Annotated in this window: 19 protein-coding genes; 4 read left to right on the forward strand and 15 right to left on the reverse strand. The window is 61.6% G+C overall.

Going from position 1 to position 15650, the window contains the following annotated elements:
• Nucleotides 1-94: 94 nt before the first annotated feature.
• Both A6U98_RS27330 and A6U98_RS27335 read right to left on the reverse strand, forming a co-directional pair.
• A complete protein-coding gene (locus tag A6U98_RS27330; protein WP_064654088.1) occupies nt 95-1048 on the reverse strand; it encodes a peptidoglycan-binding domain-containing protein in 954 nt (317 codons plus the stop codon).
• Entirely contained in the window at nt 1020-2600 is a 1581-nt protein-coding gene (locus A6U98_RS27335; RefSeq protein WP_210320646.1) for a HAMP domain-containing sensor histidine kinase, read from the reverse strand. The genes A6U98_RS27330 and A6U98_RS27335 overlap by 29 nt, the downstream gene beginning before the upstream one ends.
• Nucleotides 2601-3013: 413 nt before the next feature.
• Here A6U98_RS27335 and A6U98_RS27340 point away from each other — a divergent pair, with 413 nt between their 5' ends.
• Together A6U98_RS27340 and A6U98_RS27345 are read left to right on the forward strand one after the other, a co-directional pair.
• Nucleotides 3014-3508, forward strand: a complete 495-nt coding sequence (locus A6U98_RS27340; RefSeq protein WP_064654090.1) for a DUF5330 domain-containing protein — start codon at nt 3014-3016, stop codon at nt 3506-3508.
• 425 nt (nt 3509-3933) lie between these two features.
• The gene (locus A6U98_RS27345) at nt 3934-4356 is read left to right on the forward strand and encodes a SufE family protein (protein WP_064654091.1); all 423 of its coding nucleotides are present in this window, start codon (nt 3934-3936) and stop codon (nt 4354-4356) included.
• Between the two features lie 403 nt (nt 4357-4759).
• On the opposite strand, the gene A6U98_RS27350 is transcribed toward A6U98_RS27345, so the two are convergent.
• The 9 genes from A6U98_RS27350 to A6U98_RS27390 all read right to left on the reverse strand — a co-directional run bounded on the left by A6U98_RS27350 (nt 4760) and on the right by A6U98_RS27390 (nt 11999).
• Nucleotides 4760-5191, reverse strand: coding sequence for a MucR family transcriptional regulator (locus tag A6U98_RS27350; RefSeq protein WP_003557810.1), 432 nt, complete (start codon nt 5189-5191; stop codon nt 4760-4762).
• A 440-nt stretch (nt 5192-5631) separates the two neighbouring features.
• Nucleotides 5632-5964, reverse strand: a complete 333-nt coding sequence (gene mnhG, locus A6U98_RS27355; RefSeq protein WP_064654092.1) for a monovalent cation/H(+) antiporter subunit G — start codon at nt 5962-5964, stop codon at nt 5632-5634.
• Entirely contained in the window at nt 5961-6314 is a 354-nt protein-coding gene (locus A6U98_RS27360; RefSeq protein WP_028741539.1) for a cation:proton antiporter, read from the reverse strand. Before A6U98_RS27360 ends, mnhG begins: the two co-directional genes overlap by 4 nt.
• Nucleotides 6311-6784 carry a Na+/H+ antiporter subunit E gene (locus A6U98_RS27365; protein WP_064654093.1) on the reverse strand — a complete coding sequence of 158 codons (474 nt, stop codon included), beginning with the start codon at nt 6782-6784 and terminating at the stop codon, nt 6311-6313. The genes A6U98_RS27360 and A6U98_RS27365 overlap by 4 nt, the downstream gene beginning before the upstream one ends.
• Nucleotides 6781-8349 carry a Na+/H+ antiporter subunit D gene (locus A6U98_RS27370; RefSeq protein ID WP_064654094.1) on the reverse strand — a complete coding sequence of 523 codons (1569 nt, stop codon included), beginning with the start codon at nt 8347-8349 and terminating at the stop codon, nt 6781-6783. The genes A6U98_RS27365 and A6U98_RS27370 overlap by 4 nt, the downstream gene beginning before the upstream one ends.
• 67 nt (nt 8350-8416) lie before the next feature.
• Nucleotides 8417-8794 carry a Na+/H+ antiporter subunit C gene (locus tag A6U98_RS27375; RefSeq protein ID WP_032994420.1) on the reverse strand — a complete coding sequence of 126 codons (378 nt, stop codon included), beginning with the start codon at nt 8792-8794 and terminating at the stop codon, nt 8417-8419.
• On the reverse strand, nt 8794-9213 hold the full coding sequence (locus A6U98_RS27380; RefSeq protein ID WP_018446250.1) for a Na(+)/H(+) antiporter subunit B: 420 nt from the start codon (nt 9211-9213) through the stop codon (nt 8794-8796). The genes A6U98_RS27375 and A6U98_RS27380 overlap by 1 nt, the downstream gene beginning before the upstream one ends.
• Before the next feature lie 4 nt (nt 9214-9217).
• The gene (locus A6U98_RS27385) at nt 9218-11575 is read right to left on the reverse strand and encodes a putative monovalent cation/H+ antiporter subunit A (protein ID WP_064654095.1); all 2358 of its coding nucleotides are present in this window, start codon (nt 11573-11575) and stop codon (nt 9218-9220) included.
• 208 nt (nt 11576-11783) lie between these two features.
• On the reverse strand, nt 11784-11999 hold the full coding sequence (locus A6U98_RS27390) for a hypothetical protein (protein ID WP_064654096.1): 216 nt from the start codon (nt 11997-11999) through the stop codon (nt 11784-11786).
• A 189-nt stretch (nt 12000-12188) separates the two neighbouring features.
• On the opposite strand from A6U98_RS27390, the gene msrB reads away from it, so the two are divergent.
• Together msrB and A6U98_RS36365 are read left to right on the forward strand one after the other, a co-directional pair.
• Nucleotides 12189-12602 carry a peptide-methionine (R)-S-oxide reductase MsrB gene (gene msrB / locus A6U98_RS27395; RefSeq protein ID WP_064654097.1) on the forward strand — a complete coding sequence of 138 codons (414 nt, stop codon included), beginning with the start codon at nt 12189-12191 and terminating at the stop codon, nt 12600-12602.
• Between the two features lie 102 nt (nt 12603-12704).
• Nucleotides 12705-12851, forward strand: a complete 147-nt coding sequence (locus A6U98_RS36365) for a hypothetical protein (protein WP_245304578.1) — start codon at nt 12705-12707, stop codon at nt 12849-12851.
• Nucleotides 12852-12871: 20 nt separating this feature from the next.
• Here the strand turns inward: A6U98_RS36365 and A6U98_RS27400 are convergent, their stop codons facing one another.
• From A6U98_RS27400 to A6U98_RS27415, 4 genes are all read right to left on the reverse strand, one after another.
• Complete coding sequence (locus tag A6U98_RS27400; RefSeq protein WP_064654098.1) at nt 12872-13573, reverse strand: pentapeptide repeat-containing protein; 702 nt, start codon at nt 13571-13573, stop codon at nt 12872-12874.
• A 151-nt stretch (nt 13574-13724) separates the two neighbouring features.
• Entirely contained in the window at nt 13725-14240 is a 516-nt protein-coding gene (locus tag A6U98_RS27405; RefSeq protein ID WP_064654099.1) for a GNAT family N-acetyltransferase, read from the reverse strand.
• Nucleotides 14241-14309: 69 nt separating this feature from the next.
• Nucleotides 14310-14978 (reverse strand): hemolysin III family protein, encoded by a 669-nt coding sequence (locus A6U98_RS27410; protein WP_064654100.1) that lies wholly within the window; start codon nt 14976-14978, stop codon nt 14310-14312.
• Nucleotides 14979-15090: 112 nt separating this feature from the next.
• Entirely contained in the window at nt 15091-15510 is a 420-nt protein-coding gene (locus tag A6U98_RS27415; protein WP_064654101.1) for a universal stress protein, read from the reverse strand.
• Nucleotides 15511-15650 lie beyond the last annotated feature (140 nt).

Raw genomic sequence — 15650 nt, forward strand, 5'->3', positions numbered from 1 at the left:
GGCGCGTTCGACCGGATTCATGCGACGCGCGTTAGATCTTTGTTTTATGCATGTCGTTGGCCCAAAACCGCCGCGCACTTTTGGGCGACATGCACTAGATCGCGCCGATTTCCTTGAGTTTCTTCAGCACCGCCTGGTTCGGCTCGCCGTCTTCTGGCAGGTTGTAGTGCTTCTGAAAATGGCGGATGGCCGCGCGGGTTTGCTCGCCGGCGACGCCGTCGACGCCGACATTGGCATAGGCCAAGTTGGAAAGACCCTTCTGGATCTTCAACACCAGGTCGACATTGGTGATTTGGCTTGATGGAACCTGCTTTGCCGCCGATGGAACCGTTTTGACGGTCTTCTCGGCGCTGCGGATCGCCGCTGCCACCGGGTCTTCCGCCGCCGCCTTCGAGCTGACGTCCTCGGGCGGCTTTTCGGCGGGCACGGTCGAGGGGCCTGATGCATCGGTCTTCAGCGCCGCCAGGACCTCCGGCGTCGGATCGCCGGTCTGGGTCATGCCGACGGTCTCTTCGAAGAAGAGGATGGCCGCACTGGTGCGGGGGCCAATGATGCCGTCGGGTATGCCGTTGTAGAGGCCGCGGCGGACCAGCTGCTGCTGGATGTCCATGACGAGCTGGCTCGGTTGCTGGCCGGGTGCGGCAGGCGCCGGTGTCGCGTTGGTGGTGGCGGTATCCTGCGGCCGCTCGATCCGGAAGGTGGTGACGTCACCCTGTTGCTCCTCGGCCGGCCGGCGGGCGCCGAGTACGGTCGGAGATTGCAGATCGCGGGTGCGGAAGATCGGATGCGGATGCAGGCCCGGCTGATACCAGAGCGCATTGGCGGCGACGAAGGAGAAGATGACGGCGAAGGTAATCGTGCCGCCGGCGACCGACGGATTGCGGCCGATGACGCCGCCGAGCACCGAGGCGCCCTGCAGGCCGACCCCGCCGAGCACGGAGGCGCCCTGCAGGCCGAGCCCGCCGAGGGCGGCAGCACCTGACATCAGAAGGCCCGGCTGCTGCCGTCCCCTTTTTCCCTTAGGCGATTTTCGCTTGCGCGCGGCCATCGAAACGCCCCTCTTCCAATTCTGCGCCTGTGTTGACCGCGCCCTTCAGCCGCGGCGGAAACTCGACAGTCGCGCCATGGCCGGCGTCTTCGGCGTGCTGAGCACCCGAGCCGTCCACCGCGATCTCGATGGTGATGATCGTGCCTTCGCCCGGCTGGCTGGCGATGGCGAAATACCCGCCATGCAGCGCCACCAGCCCCTTGACCAGGGACAGACCGAGGCCGGAGCCTTCGAACTGGCGGGTATAGTCATTCTGGATCTGGACGAAAGGCTGGCCGAGCAATGCCAGCTTGTCGGCCGGGATGCCGATGCCGGTATCGCTGACCGTCAGCTTGAGGATGCCGTCGCGCGCTGCCGCATCGACCGAGACGACGCCGCCGGCCTCGGTGAATTTTATGGCATTGCCGACGAGGTTGATGAGGATCTGCTGGATGGCGCGCTGATCGGCGACGACCTCGCCGAGATCGCGCTGAATACGGCTCGTCAGGGTGAGACCCTTGGTCTTGGCCTGCAAGGCCAGCATCGATTCGCAGGATTTAACGGAGCTTGATATATCGAAGGCTTCGAGGATCAGCTCGTAGCGGCCGGCTTCGATCTTGCTCATGTCGAGCATGGTGTTGACGACGGACAGCAGATGCGCACCGGATTCGCGAACCAGGCCGACATATTCGCGCTGGCGGTCGTTTTCGAACTTGCCGAAATATTCGCCGATCAGGATATCGGAAAAGCCGAGAATGGCGTTCAACGGCGTGCGCAGCTCATGGCTGACGGCGGCGAGGAAACGCGATTTGGCGTCATTTGCCGATTCGGCATCCGCCGCGCGGTTCTGGGCTTCGTCACGCAACTGCTGCTCGACGGAGACATCGCGCAGCTGGGCAATGATGGCGGCAAGTTCGCCGTCGGCATCGCGTCGGGCCGTCATGTCCATTCTCAGATAGGCGAACTGGCGCTGATCGCGCGAGACCGAGGGCCGGTCGATGCGCAGATCGACGCTCTGAGCGTCCTCGCCCCGGCGCAGGTCATCAAGCGCCTGCAGGAAAAGGATGCGGTCGGAGACATGCACCTGCTCAAGGAAGCCCCTGCCCTTGGGATCGCGCATCCAGGCGAGGAAATCGCGCCGGTCGCGGCCGCCGACGGTCGCCACACTGCCGTGCGGGTCGAGGAAGAAGACGAGGCCCGGGGTGGCGGCAAGGAAGAAATCCTCGGCCGACTGCGTGGCGATACCGGCTGCCGAGCCCTGACGGGCGAGCGCGATGCTGCCGACGGCGGAAAAGAGAAAGGCGGCGCAGACCATGGCGACACCTGCCGGCAGCGCCACGGCAGGACTGGTGACCGCCGAAAGGCCGATCGGAGCGGCAACGAGAGCAGCCGACGAGAGCAGCACGAGGCGGCGCAAGATCGCGAGCTCGCGTTGGCGCACGGCTTCACCACCGCCCGTCCGGGAGAGCCAGCTTGTCGCTGCCCGGTCTACGAGGGCCGTCATCCAGCCGCCAATGTTACTCAATACACGCACGCAATACCCGCCCGAAAGGCTGTCGATCGATCCGGACAATAGGCCTTGGCGACTTAAAGAAAGGATAAGGCAAAAGCGCTGTTCACAGCCTGAAACGGCCGAAATTCCCGTTTTGAAGCATCTGGGAGGCTCTTTGCCTTTTGTGGTTAATAGGGGGTAAGCGACGGATTTTCCTCATATTTCAGCATTGCGTTAACTCCTGTGGCAAGGCGAGCCGGCAAAAGTCCTGCAATTGCAAGCAGGTGCTGCCCTGATGCTTAACGGCGATCGCTCGCATTCGACTAAAATGCGGTTCAAATGCCGTTCGATAAAATTTGAACTAAATTTGCCGCAAATGCGCGTGAGTTTCGAAAAGCGGCATTCGCAACTTGGCGGTAGGGTGAAAACACACCGGACAACCGGCCTGATTCGGCGACAAGAACCGGACGGGGAAAACAGGATGGGCAACGACAATGTGGTTTCTGATCAAAGGATCCTTCTGGTTTGGCCTCGTGCTCGTGCTTCTTTCCGTCTTCAGCACGGAGAGTTCCGACAAGCTCGCCAACGGCCCGCACTTGCAACTGTCCGACGCGTTCACGGCGGCAAGCGGCGCCTATGACTATTTGACCGGCATGTGCTCGGAGAAGCCCGAAGTCTGCGCCAAGGGCAGCGAGACCCTCACCGCACTCGGCTACCGGGCCCGTGAAGGCGCCCGCGTTGCCTACGAACTTCTCGACAGCCAGTTCACGGATGAGGCGCCGGCGACCGCAAGGCTGGCCGAACCGCAGATGCCGGTGGCGCTCAACATGCCTTCCCTCACCCCGCCTGCTATCCAGGAAAAGGTGCGCGAGGCCAAGGCTGCGCTCAACCAGCCGATGCCTTACCGTCCGCCGGTCGAAGATGATGCCGCAGCCGAGACGGTGGTAACAGGCGCAATTCCGCTGCCGACGCCGAAGCCGGCGATCTGACGAAATTTTTCGCGGGCATTCGTCCGCAGTACCTTTCGGTTTTATAGCTTGCATCGGTGGTCCGCATGACGCGGAGATGCCCCATGCCTGACGTGCCTGCCCTGTTTAATTCAGCATGTTGCTGCGCCGTGAGGAAGCCCATCCCTCACGGCGTTTTTTCTATCTCAGTTTACGCAAATCCCGGCAAAACCGCTTCGCGCTTTGCCTGGGAAAACCGCTTCACACTTTTCCTGGAACTGCTCCGGTCTTTTGTTTTCGCAATTCCGGACGGAAAACCGCTTCACACTTTTCCTGGAATTGCTTTAGCGGTTCAAATCTGCCGATCTTTCACCTATATGCAGTCTTAGAGCATTTCCTGACGCATTCCGGACGCAAAACCGCTGCGCACTTTTGCTGGAACTGCTTCGATAGTGAAAGGCTTCTCCATGGCATCCCTCGACCAGATCATCGACGACTTTGCTTTCCTGGACGATTGGGAAGACCGCTACCGCTATGTCATCGAACTCGGCAAGGCGTTGCCGGACCTCGCCGAGGAGAAGCGCACCTCCGAGAACAAGGTGATGGGCTGCGCCAGCCAGGTGTGGCTGGTGACCCATACGACAGGCGATCCCGACAATCCGGTCATGAGCTTCGAGGGTGATTCCGACGCCCATATCGTGCGCGGCCTCGTCGCCATCGTGCTTGCCACCTATTCCGGCAAGACGGCATCGGAGATCGCCAGACTCGATGCCTTCGAGATATTCTCGAAGATCGGCCTGGTGGAGAACCTGTCCTCGCAGCGCTCGAACGGACTGCGCTCGATGGTGAACAGGATCCGCGAAGAGGCAAGAGTTCGCGCCGCGGCTTGAGCGTGACGATGGGCGATTGGCTTTCAGAGCCACAGCCGATCCATTCGGCCAGCGCCTGCCTTCGCACATCGAATACATTAACACTTGCTGATAGTATAGGAATACATTCTAAGCCTGTCAGCAAAGCATAAGACAGGGTCGCCGACACTATCTTAGCGACCGACCGAATCAGCTGCGAAGGCTTGTATACTAGCGCGATTCAGCTTTTGATTGAAGCGCAGAACAGCTCCAACCTTTCGTTTTACCCGATTCCCGGCAAAACCGCCTCGCGCTTTGCCTGAGAAAACCGTTTCGCGCTTTGCCTGGAATGGCTCCAGCGAGATTATTTTCCTCGCCTTGAAAAGGCACACAAAAAAGCCGGGCACAAGACCCGGCTTTTTGTCGTCGATGCTTTCGAAAAAGCTCAGCCGCGGCCGCGCTTGCGGCGCTGACCCAGGCCCATTTCCTTTGCCAGGCGCGAACGCGCTTCGGCATAAGCGGGCGCTACCATCGGGTAATCGGTCGGCAGATCCCACTTCTCGCGGTATTCTTCCGGCGAGAGGCTGTGATGCGTCATCAGGTGACGCTTGAGGGACTTGAAGTTGCCGCCGCATTCCAAACACGTGATCTGCTCGTCCTGTACGGACTTGCGGACAGAAACTGCAGGCTTCTGCTTTTCGACGATCGCCGCAGCGGGCTGCGGTACGGACGTGTTGCTCAGTGCCGAATGCACATCGGAAATCAGATTGGCCAGGTCGCTGACCGGTACAACATGGTTGCTGACATAGGCCGCGACGATGTCGGCTGTCAGTTCCACAAGCAGCTCCGGCGCATTGCCGGTCGCTATATCCGTCATATTCTTTCTCCTGTTAGCATGCTCAAACGGTCTTTGACTGACACGCCAAAGACCCGCCTCGTAGAAGCGAACAGCAAAAGCACAGGAAGCGACCTTCTGTTTCGAAAAACGCGAAATCCACCCCTAGATTCCGAAGAGCGTGACCTGTTCTTATACTGCCTGACTGGAAACCACTACGTCATGCCCCAGGCGATGGCCTCAGTTTAGACATTAAAAATCAAAACTGAGGGACTTGGAAGCAGTACGATTGCAATTCACAATCAGAACTCTACTTGCATTTTCAAATACCATCGTTTGGTCGAAAGGCCAATTATTATTTGTCGTTTTTCTTGAGAAAAAATGACAGATGAAGAATTGAGGGCCTGTTCGGCAAGCTTTACTCACAGCTTCCTGTGCATAAGTTTTGCATAAATCTGGTAAAGTCGCTGAACAGCATAGGCTCAACGATCCCTGATATCGTCACGGACAGAGAGTGCACCGAGATCATATCCCGAACGATGGGCAGCTCTGGCAAGCAGGTGGGCAGACACCGGCGCCGTCAGCAGGAAAAAGATAAAGCCGGCGATGGCACGGGCGAGAATCGCCGGATCTTGCGAATAGAGCCCGGCGGCAAGGAGCAATAGGCCGGAGCCGACAGTCCCCGCCTTCGAGGCGGAGTGCATACGGGTGTAGAGATCGGGCAGCCTGACCAGGCCAATCGCCGCTGCAAGAGCAAAAAGCGCACCGACGATCAGCAGCAGGGCGGTGATGGCAGCCACGATATAATCGATCATCGCTTCTTCCCCCCTGCTCGGCGCTTTTGCGTGTTGCCATTTGCCGCAGCGGCGGGCGGCTTCGATTTGATGTTGCCGCGCGACAGCACGAATCGGGCGAAGGCGACAGTCGCCAGGAAACCGACGAGGCCGAGCGAGATTGCGATATCGATATAGAGCGAGAAGCCGGTCTTGACCGCGATGACGGCGATGAAGCCGATGGCGATGCCGGTCAGCATGTCGAGGGCAAGGATCCGGTCCGGCAATGTCGGGCCGGCGACGACGCGCCAGACGGTCAGAATCAGCGCCAGGCCGAGGATGACGAGTGCGGCCGAGGATGCGACCGCGACGATGGCGGCAGGTGTGATCACCGGAAGGCCTCCATGATCTTGCGTTCGAAACCGTTGGCGATATCACCCTTGGTCGTCTCGGGATCGGAACAATCGAGCGCGTGGACATAGAGCGTGCGGCGATCTGTGGAGACGTCGACCGAAAGCGTGCCTGGAGTCAGCGTGATGAGGTTTGCGAGCAAAGTGATTTCGAAGTCGCTCGTCACCGTTAGCGGGAAGGCGAAGATGCCGGGCTTCAGCTTCATGTCGGGCGAGAGGACGGTGACCGTGACCTTCCAGGCCGACAGCGACAACTCCTTCAGGAACAGAGCGGCGAGCGAGAGCACCGGGAGGACGCGGGGGATATGTCCCTTGCCGCCGAAGGATTCGCGGATGATGACCAGCGCCAGGGTCCCGAGCAGCAATCCGAGGACGAGATTGTGCAGCGAGGCGCTGCCGGTAACGGCGACCCAGGCAATGGCAAGCAACAGGTTGAAGAGGAAGAAGATCACGGCGCGCCCCCTTCCGGGAAGACCGAATGAAGATAGGCCTCTGGATCGGCCAGGCCGGCCGCGGCCGATTGCGACAGCGCCAGCAGTTGTTCCGGCAAGATCCCGAAGCCGACGACCAGCGCTGTCAGTGCCGCGAGCGGCAGGCCCGTGCGCCACCTGGCACCGGGCGGCCTCGGGGCTAGCAGCGTCAGGGTCATCGGCGCTGGGCGCCAATAGGCGAGCAGGAAGAGACGACCGAAGGCGATCGTCGTCAGAAAACCGCCGAGGAGGATCGAGGCCGCCAGCCACCAGGCGCCGAGATCGAGCGATGCCTTGACGAGAATGACTTTCGGCCAGAAGCCGGAAAAGGGCGGCAGGCCGCAGGCGGCAAGGAAGAGCACGAGGGAGAGCGCGGTGAAGCCGGCGCTTTGCCTGTAGAGCCCGCCGAGGGCCGATAGCGAAAAGCCACCGCCGCGCCGGGCGATCTCGCCGGCGGCAAGATAAAGCGCCGTCATCAGCACCATGGAATGGAGCGCATAGAAGACCGCGCCGCTGATGCCGCCAAGGTCGCCGAGTGCGACGCCCGCCAGCATGTTGCCGATGCCCGATATGACGACATAGCCGAACAGCCTGCGAATATCGTTTTCGGCAAGCGCGCCGAGAGCGCCGACGACAATGGTCGCGGCGGCGGCAAGCGCGATCACCAGGCTCAACTCCTGGCGCTCCAGCGGCAGCAGCATGACCATCACCCGGATCAACGCGTAAATGCCGACCTTGGTCAGCAGGCCGGCAAACAGCGCCGAGACCACGATGCGCGGCGTGTGGTAGGCGGCGGGCAGCCAGAAATTGACCGGGAAGGCCGCCGCCTTCATGCCGAAGGCGAGCAGGAGGAGGCTTGCCAGCGTCATCAGCGGCGCCGTGCCGCGCAAATCCCTCGCCCGGGCCGCGATATCGGCCATGTTAAGCGTGCCGAAGGCGGCATAGAGAATGCCGACGCCGACCAGGAAGAGGGTCGTGGCGATCAGATTGAGCACCGCATATTTCAGCGCGCCGTCGATCTGCTCACGTTCGGAACCGAGGATGATCAGCCCGAATGAGGAGATCAGCAGCACCTCGAACCAGACATAGAGATTGAAGATATCACCGGTGAGAAAGGCGCCGGTGACGCCGGCCATCAGCAGCATCAGCAGTGGGAAGAAACCGTAACGTCGGCCGCTTTCGCCAATATCGGCCAGCGCATAGATGCCACCGGCGAGCGCGGCGAGGGCTGCGGTGAAGGCCATCAACGCACCGAAGAGATCGACGGTGAAGGCGATGCCGAAAGGCGGCAGCCAGCGGCCCATGACCATGGTCAGCGGCCCCTCGGCCGCGACCTTGGCGAGCAGCGCCGCATCGATCAGCGCCAGTGCCGCAAGGCCAGGGATGGCAAGCCAGGCCTGCAGGCGGGGATAGCCGCGCAGCATCAGCAGGACGGCACCCAGTGTAATGCAATGGGCGACCGGCAGGATGGCAAGCCAATGACCGATGGGCACCGGGGCGGCGATCAGGGCGGCAGAGAGATCGATTGTGGAGGTGGGGGCGGCCATCAGATGGCGCCTCTTCTACCGCGAGAGAGGGCCTGCCGTGGGTTGAGCATCCGCACCAACATCCGCCTCAATACCCCAATGGCGGCAGCGGCCGGTCGTCGGGCTCGGCGGCGCGCATGTCGCTGGTGTTGTCGGTGCCGAGGTCCTGATAGGCGCGGTAGGTCAACACCAGCAGGAAGGCGAGGAAGGAGAAGGAGATGACGATCGCCGTCAGGATGAGCGCCTGCGGCAGCGGGTTGGCCGTGCCCGCGGGCAGGCTGTCGAGACCCGCCGGGATGATCGGCGGCACCTCGCGCGTCAGCCGGCCGCCGGTAAAGAGCAGGAGATTGACGGCGTTACCGAGGATGGCGATGCCGAGCATGATGCGGATCGAGAATTTCGACAGCATCAGATAGATGGCGGCGGCGAAGAACAGGCCGACGAGGATCGCCAGAAGCGGCTCCATCATTCCACCTCCTTTTCCTCAAGCGCCAGTGCGATCGAGGTGATGGCGCCGAGCACGACGAGATAGACGCCGACATCGAAGAGCATGACGCTCGACAGCGGCACCTCGGCGCCGAAAAGCGTCGGATAGATCCAGAGGCCGGTCATGAAGGGAACGGCAAACAGGATGGAGAGAAGACCGGCTGCGGTGGATAGGAGCAGGCCGAAGCCGGCGATCGACAGCGGATGGAAAAACAGCGCCCGGCGAACGGCGCCAACGCCGCGGGCAATACCGTAGATCGCCAATCCCGAGGCAGCGATCAGCCCGCCGATGAAGCCGCCGCCCGGCTCGTTATGGCCACGCAGCAGCACGAAGACGGAAAAGAGCAGCATCAGTGCGGTGAGGAACGGGGCGACGGTGCGGAAGATGAGGGTGTTCACGCGATCAGCCCTCCGCCGCGGGATCATTGGCGGCAAGCTTGCGCTCGCTGCCGGCGCGGATGCGGATCAGCGCCAGGATGGCAAGGCCAGTGACCGCGACGACGGCGATTTCGCCAAGCGTGTCGGTGCCGCGGAAATCGACGATGATGACGTTGACGACATTGGCGCCGTGGGCGATCGATTTGGAATAGGTGTTGAAGAAGGCCGTCAGCGCGTCGTTGAACGGCGCCTGCGTCGCCCGCATCAGCAGAAGCGTGAAGCCGAGGCCGCAGGCAAGCGCCAGCGCGCCGTCGAAGAGCTTGCGGCCGAGCGGCCGCCGATCGGCGGGAGAAAGGCGGAGCCTGGTCATGACCAGGGCGAGAATCACCACCGAAAGGGTTTCGACCATGAACTGGGTGAAGGACAGATCCGGCGCGCCGAACAGCAGGAAGATGATGGCGACGGCGAAACCCTGGATGCCGAGCGAAACGATCGCCGTCAGCCGGTCGCGGGCGACGAGCACGGCGGCAAGGCCGAAGGCGGCGATCAGAAAGACCGCCCATTCATAGAGCCTGACATCGGTCGGCCAGGCCGGCAGACGTGGCAGTTCGGCATAGACGATGAGCGGGATGATGAGGATGGCGGCAACGCAGAGGAAGGTGCAGGTGACATAAATCTCCAGCCGCCCCGGCTGGAGCACGCGCATGACGCGGCCGGAAAAGCGGACAAGGCCCGATATAGCGACATCAAAGCCATGGTCCGGCCCAGGTCCGGCCGCGCGCAGGAAGACGGCCATCAGGAAACGGGCGCGCGCGAGCTGCCAGTAGACGCCGATACCGAGCAGCACGGTCAGGGCGGAGAGCGCCAAGGGCAGGCCGATATGCGGCGTCAGCGAAATATCGATCTCGATGGGTGTCTGGCGGATGGCGGAGGCGATCGGCGAGGACAGGACGGTATGGGTGAAGGTCGAAAAGATCGCCGCGAGCAGGCCGAGGACGGCGAGAACGGCCGGGCCGAGCCAGAGCAGGACGGGCGCTTCGTGCGGCGGTTTCGGCGTCTCCACCGGTTGGCCGAGGAAGGGTTTCAGCGCCACGGCAAAGGCGACGGCGAACATCAGCGCATTGCCGAAGACGGTAATGGCGGTGAAGGTGAGTGCGCGGACATCACCGCCGACGAGTGCCGTATAGATCTCCTCCTTAGCGAGAAAACCGAAGAAGGGCGGCAGGCCGGCCATGGAGAAGGCCGCCGCAAGGGCTATCATCCAGGTCAGCGGCATCGCCTGCATCAGGCCACTGAGCCTGGTAATATCGCGCGTACCGGTCTCATGATCGATGATGCCGGCCACCATGAAGAGCGCGCCCTTGAAGAGGGAATGCGCCACCAGATAGAGCGCCGCCGCCTCGACCGCATGGTCCGAGCCGAAGCCGATCAGCATGACGAGCAGGCCGAGCGAGGAGACGGTGGTATAGGCGAGCTTGAGCTTCAGGTCTGTCTGGCGGATAGCAAGCGCGGTGCCGACCACCAGCGTCAGGCCCCCAAAGAAAGGCAGAAGGATTTCCCAGGCAGGGGTTGCCCCCATGACGGGGTTGAGCCGCATCAGCAGATAGACGCCTGCCTTCACCATGGTGGCCGAATGCAGATAGGCCGAAACCGGCGTCGGCGCCTCCATGGCGTTCGGCAACCAGAAATGAAAGGGAAACTGCGCCGACTTGGTGAAGGCGCCGCCCAGGACCAGGATGAGGGCAGCCAGATAGAACGGGCTTTCGCGCAAGATATCGCCCGTTGCCATGAGCCGCGACATCTCAGTGACGCCAGAGATGTTCCAGAGCAGCAGCAGGCCGGCCAACAGGCAGAGCCCTCCCCCGCCGGTGACGACCAGCGCCTGCAGGGCGGCGCGGCGAGCCGCCTCACGCTCGTGATCGAAGCCGATCAGCAGGAAGGACGTGATCGACGTCAGTTCCCAGAAGACGAAGAGCATCAGGAAACTGTCGGAAACGACGACGCCGAGCATCGCGCCCATGAAGAGGAAGATGAAGGAGAAGAAGCGGCCCTGATCCTTGTGTCCTTTGAGGTAGCCGCCGGCATAAAGCAGGATCAGTGTGCCGATGCCGGTGATCAGCAGCGCGAAAGCCAGCGACAGGCCGTCGAGGAACCAGGAGAAAGTGAGATGAAAGCTCGGCACCCAGGAATAGCCGCCGGTGGCGACCTCGCCGCGCGCGATCTGGGGAATGAAACGCAGGAAATGCAGGAAGGCGAGCAAGGGAGCGATCGCCAGGAGCCAGGCACCATTTGCGCCGAAGATGCGGATGACGAAAGGGGCAGCAAGAGCGCCGACGAGCGGCAGACACAGGGCCAGAAATGTCAGAGCCGTGACATCGGCCATGTCCCCTCCTCTACTGCATAATTCAAAATGTTACAGTCCTTTGCACGTCCTACAAGGCGCACGGCGCTGTAAAGGCAACAGTCTGTTGCAAGAGCAACAGACGGAAAAGCCGGAGAAAACCGGCCTGTCTTCTGGCTTAGGCGAAACAGGAGAGCGTCTCAAGTGATTTCGGCCGCAAGCCGCGCTGCATGGCAATGTTCAAAGCCGATCAGGCCGTCGATCTGGAAAGACGCGTCAGCAGCCGGGCGATGCAACCGTGCAGGATGAAGACCAGAAGCGTCAGCGGCCAGATCAGGCAAGCGAGGAGCCCGGCGAGACGATGGAGCGTCAAACCGGCATGGTTGGCCCAGCCTTCCAACAGCGTGACCGCCATGGCGGCCACGGCCACAAGGCCGTAGAGCAGGACGATTGCTGTTTCAAACACCAGTGATTCTCCAATGCACGCAACATTAACCCTAACAGAAAACCCCTAACGGATGTAAAAGCAAGCCTCTTCCCCTAATTGGGTACGCCGTCAATCTCATGGCGCGGCGCGGGAGACTTGATGAACTGAACGCGGCGCACCACATTTTCTCGCGAAACGGAACCCGCCCCTCGGCGAAAGGAGCACCTCATGTCCGAAACTGCGACCACCGCCAAGATCCACAAGACCGACGCCGAATGGAAAGAGCAGCTCACCCCCGAGCAATACCGCATCACGCGCCAGCACGGTACCGAACGCGCCTTTACCGGCCCCTACTGGGACTCCTTCGAGACCGGGCTTTACCGCTGCGTCGGCTGTAATGCGCCGCTTTTCCGCTCCGACACGAAATTCGATGCCGGCTGCGGCTGGCCGAGCTACTTCGAAGCAGTGTCGCCCGAAGCGGTGACGGAGCATCGCGACACGGCCTTTGGCATGGTGCGCACCGAAATCCGTTGCGGCAGCTGCGAAGCCCATCTCGGCCACGTCTTTCCCGACGGCCCGCCGCCGACCGGCCTGCGCTATTGCATTAACGGCCACTCCATGGTGTTCGAACCCGGGAAATAAGCGACCGGCCCCGCAATCGAAGCGGCTCATCCGATGCGATGGGTCGCTGATTTTCCCTGTCGCTCACTCTATCGATGGATCGATGATCCCGAGAGAAGGCCGATGGCGCGCGATATCCTGAAGACCGACAATATTCCCTCGCAGCGCGTTGCGGAGCGGGTGCATCGGCGGCGGGAAACATTCGCCAAGGCCGGCAGCCCTGATGGCGGCATGATGGAATTCTACCTCTACATCACGGACCGGACATAGAGCGGTTCAAACCCGCCTGATCACTCGTGATCGGCGGGACAGGGCCAGGTTGTCGGTGCGGAGAGGCCGGCCGGCAACTTGGTCGAGGCATCGCCGCAGGCCAGGTCGATCTGCGCCTGTTCGAGCCCTGTTGCAGCCGAGAGGTCAAGGCCTTCGATCCGGGTCAGGAACATGAAGGCGCGGTCGAACATCGGCGTTGTTTCGAAAGTGGCGCCGGAGAAATCGGCACGGGAGAGATTGGCGAACGAGAATTTCGCCGCCGTCAGCACCGCCTTGTCGAAGTCGGCGCGGCCAAGCTCGGCCTTTTCGAAGCTTGCGCCGGCAAGCCGGGCGCCGGCAAAATTGGCGCGCTGCAGCTCGGCGCCGGCAAAGGATGCACCATCGGCGGCGATACTGGCGAAGCTGGAGCGATAGGCCTCGATCTTGGCGAAGTTGGCGCCTTCAGCGTGCGCGCCCTCCAATGAGGCACGCACCAGCGTCGCTTTCTCCAGATTGGCCGATTTGACGTTAGCGCCGGCGAGATCGGTCAGCGAGAAATCGGTGCCGACGAGGTTGGCGCCTTCGAGATCACTGCCCTGCAGCATCAGGTTCTTCTTGGTGCATTCCTGCCAGTCGAGCTTCGGCGAGGCCATGCTGCCGCAATCGGCGGCCTGAGCGGCAACGGGCGGAAATACCAACAAGACGAGGGCAAGGAGACCGAGCGACGATCCGTGCATTGCCATTGAACAGTTCACCCCCATGACGCTTCGATGACGCTTATAGGCCGCCTTTCGCGAAGCAGCCTTCCATTTTCTTACACAGCTCAGACTACAATAAAAAGATGGCGAGCGTCGTTCACAATGGATTGCGTTCCGGCTTTTCCCGGCAGGTGGATCAATCCGCCTTGCTTGGCAGGCGAAGCTCCATGCAGGTGAGGTCCAGCCAGCGGCCGAATTTGCTGCCGACCTCGGAAAATCTGCCGGCGATGCGGAAGCCGAGTTTTTCGTGCAGCCTGATCGAGGCTGTGTTCTCCGCCTCGATACCGGCGATCATCACATGGATGTTGTCGGCCGCAGCACGCGCGATCAATTCCCGCATCAGGCGCTCGCCGATGCCGCCACCCCGGCAATCCTTGTCGACATAGACGGAATGCTCGACCGTATGGCGGTAGCCGTCGAAGGCCCGCCAGTCGCCATAGGAGGCGTACCCTGCGACCTTGCCCGACATTTCGGCGACGATGACGGGAAAGCCCCGCGCCTTGCGCGCCCTGAACCATTCCAGCCGGTTTTCGAGATCGACCAGCGTATCGTTCCAGATCGCCGTCGTGTGCTCGACGGCGTGATTGTAGATATCGCGGATGGCGGAAAGATCGGCTTCGGTGGCGTCGCGGAGGAGGACTGCGTCTGTCATGATTGCCCGGTTCGTATTGTCGGTGAAGGCGGCATACGCCCGACCCCGACAGATGTAAACGACCGTCGTTCAGAGGCCCGGCGCCGACAGGCTGAAACAGGTGAAGACGGCCGAATAATGCACGGCCGCGGCGGTGACGACGAAACCATGCCAGATGGCGTTCTGGAAGCGCAGCTTCTCCCAGACATGGAAGATGACACCGAGTGAATAGATGACGCCGCCGATGACGATCAGCAGCATCGAGGCGGCGGGAATGCGCGAGGCGACGGGCTCAGCCACCAGCACGCCGCTCCAGCCCATGGCGAGATAAAGCAGGATGGCAAGACGGTCGTAACGCCCGGGAAAGACGCATTTCAGGAGAATGCCCACGGCGGCAAACAGCCAGATCGCGACCAGCATGAACAACAGCAGCGGATCGTCGGCGCCGCGTTCGAGGAAGGGCGTATAAGTGGCGGCGATCAAGAGGAAGATCGCCGAATGATCGAGGCGGCGCAGATACCATTTCGTGCGCGAGACCGGCCAGGCGTTGTAGGAAAAGGAAATGGCAATCGTCAGCACCAGCCCGACGCCATAGATCCAGGCGGCGGCGAGCGCGCCGTAGGAGCTCCAGACCGTGGCGTAGAAGATCAGCACGGTGGCCCCGATCAGCGCCAACACGAGACCGACGCCGTGAACGATACCGTCGGCGATCAATTCGTATCTATCATAAGCCCAGCGGATGCCGTTGAACTCGCCCATGCACGCCAATCCGTTTCATACCCGGTTGCAATCGTCGCATCGAACGGACGGGCGCGCAACTGCGGCAAAGCGCACGGGCGGTAAATCTTCGTGACAGGCAGCAGGGTCAAACTCAAACCTTCTGCCGGTCGACCAGCACCGAGCATTTGGCATGGCGCACGACCCGATCGGCGGTGGCGCCGATGAAATAGTTGGAAAAGTCGGGAACGTGGGAGGCGACGATAATCAGGTCGGCGGCGTGGCTTTCGGCGGCCGAGATGATCGCTTTAGCGGGCGGGCCGTTGCGGATCTCGACAGTTGCCGCGACACCGGCTGCGGCGAGCAGCGTTTCCAGCTGCCCGCGGCTCTCCTTCATGACGTCCTCGACCATATTGGCCGGCAGTTCGATCGCGACATAACTCGGCACATCCTCGACGACATTGAGCGCGATGATCTCGCCGCCTTCGTCGAGCAGAGACGCGGCCTTGCGGAGGATTTTCTCTCCCTTGTCGATGCCGCCGAGCGCGATCGCTACGATGATCTTCCTGTACATGGCTTCCCTCCATGACTGCGATGCATAAGTTTCCTCTAAAGAAGATATGGACGCATTGATCGCGATCAAGTGGACACAAGTCATCGTCAACACCTGCTCAACGCTTCATCCTCAAAAACGGATCTTCTGTGAACAATCGG

The organism is Rhizobium sp. WYCCWR10014 (assembly GCF_001657485.1).
Lineage (GTDB): Bacteria > Pseudomonadota > Alphaproteobacteria > Rhizobiales > Rhizobiaceae > Rhizobium.

Excerpts from the sequence above, each read along its gene's own strand:
- A6U98_RS27340 (WP_064654090.1), top strand. The coding sequence starts at position 3,014 with ATGTGGTTTCTGATCAAAGGATCCTTCTGGTTTGGCCTCGTGCTCGTG.
- A6U98_RS27405 (WP_064654099.1), bottom strand. The coding sequence starts at position 14,240 with ATGACAGACGCAGTCCTCCTCCGCGACGCCACCGAAGCCGATCTTTCC.
- msrB (WP_064654097.1), top strand. The coding sequence starts at position 12,189 with ATGTCCGAAACTGCGACCACCGCCAAGATCCACAAGACCGACGCCGAA.
- A6U98_RS27385 (WP_064654095.1), bottom strand. The coding sequence starts at position 11,575 with ATGGCCGATGTCACGGCTCTGACATTTCTGGCCCTGTGTCTGCCGCTC.
- mnhG (WP_064654092.1), bottom strand. The coding sequence starts at position 5,964 with ATGATCGATTATATCGTGGCTGCCATCACCGCCCTGCTGCTGATCGTC.
- A6U98_RS27330 (WP_064654088.1), bottom strand. The coding sequence starts at position 1,048 with ATGGCCGCGCGCAAGCGAAAATCGCCTAAGGGAAAAAGGGGACGGCAG.
- A6U98_RS27415 (WP_064654101.1), bottom strand. The coding sequence starts at position 15,510 with ATGTACAGGAAGATCATCGTAGCGATCGCGCTCGGCGGCATCGACAAG.
- A6U98_RS27410 (WP_064654100.1), bottom strand. The coding sequence starts at position 14,978 with ATGGGCGAGTTCAACGGCATCCGCTGGGCTTATGATAGATACGAATTG.
- A6U98_RS27370 (WP_064654094.1), bottom strand. The coding sequence starts at position 8,349 with ATGGCCGCCCCCACCTCCACAATCGATCTCTCTGCCGCCCTGATCGCC.
- A6U98_RS27345 (WP_064654091.1), top strand. The coding sequence starts at position 3,934 with ATGGCATCCCTCGACCAGATCATCGACGACTTTGCTTTCCTGGACGAT.
- A6U98_RS27400 (WP_064654098.1), bottom strand. The coding sequence starts at position 13,573 with ATGGCAATGCACGGATCGTCGCTCGGTCTCCTTGCCCTCGTCTTGTTG.
- A6U98_RS27375 (WP_032994420.1), bottom strand. The coding sequence starts at position 8,794 with ATGGAGCCGCTTCTGGCGATCCTCGTCGGCCTGTTCTTCGCCGCCGCC.
- A6U98_RS36365 (WP_245304578.1), top strand. The coding sequence starts at position 12,705 with ATGGCGCGCGATATCCTGAAGACCGACAATATTCCCTCGCAGCGCGTT.
- A6U98_RS27350 (WP_003557810.1), bottom strand. The coding sequence starts at position 5,191 with ATGACGGATATAGCGACCGGCAATGCGCCGGAGCTGCTTGTGGAACTG.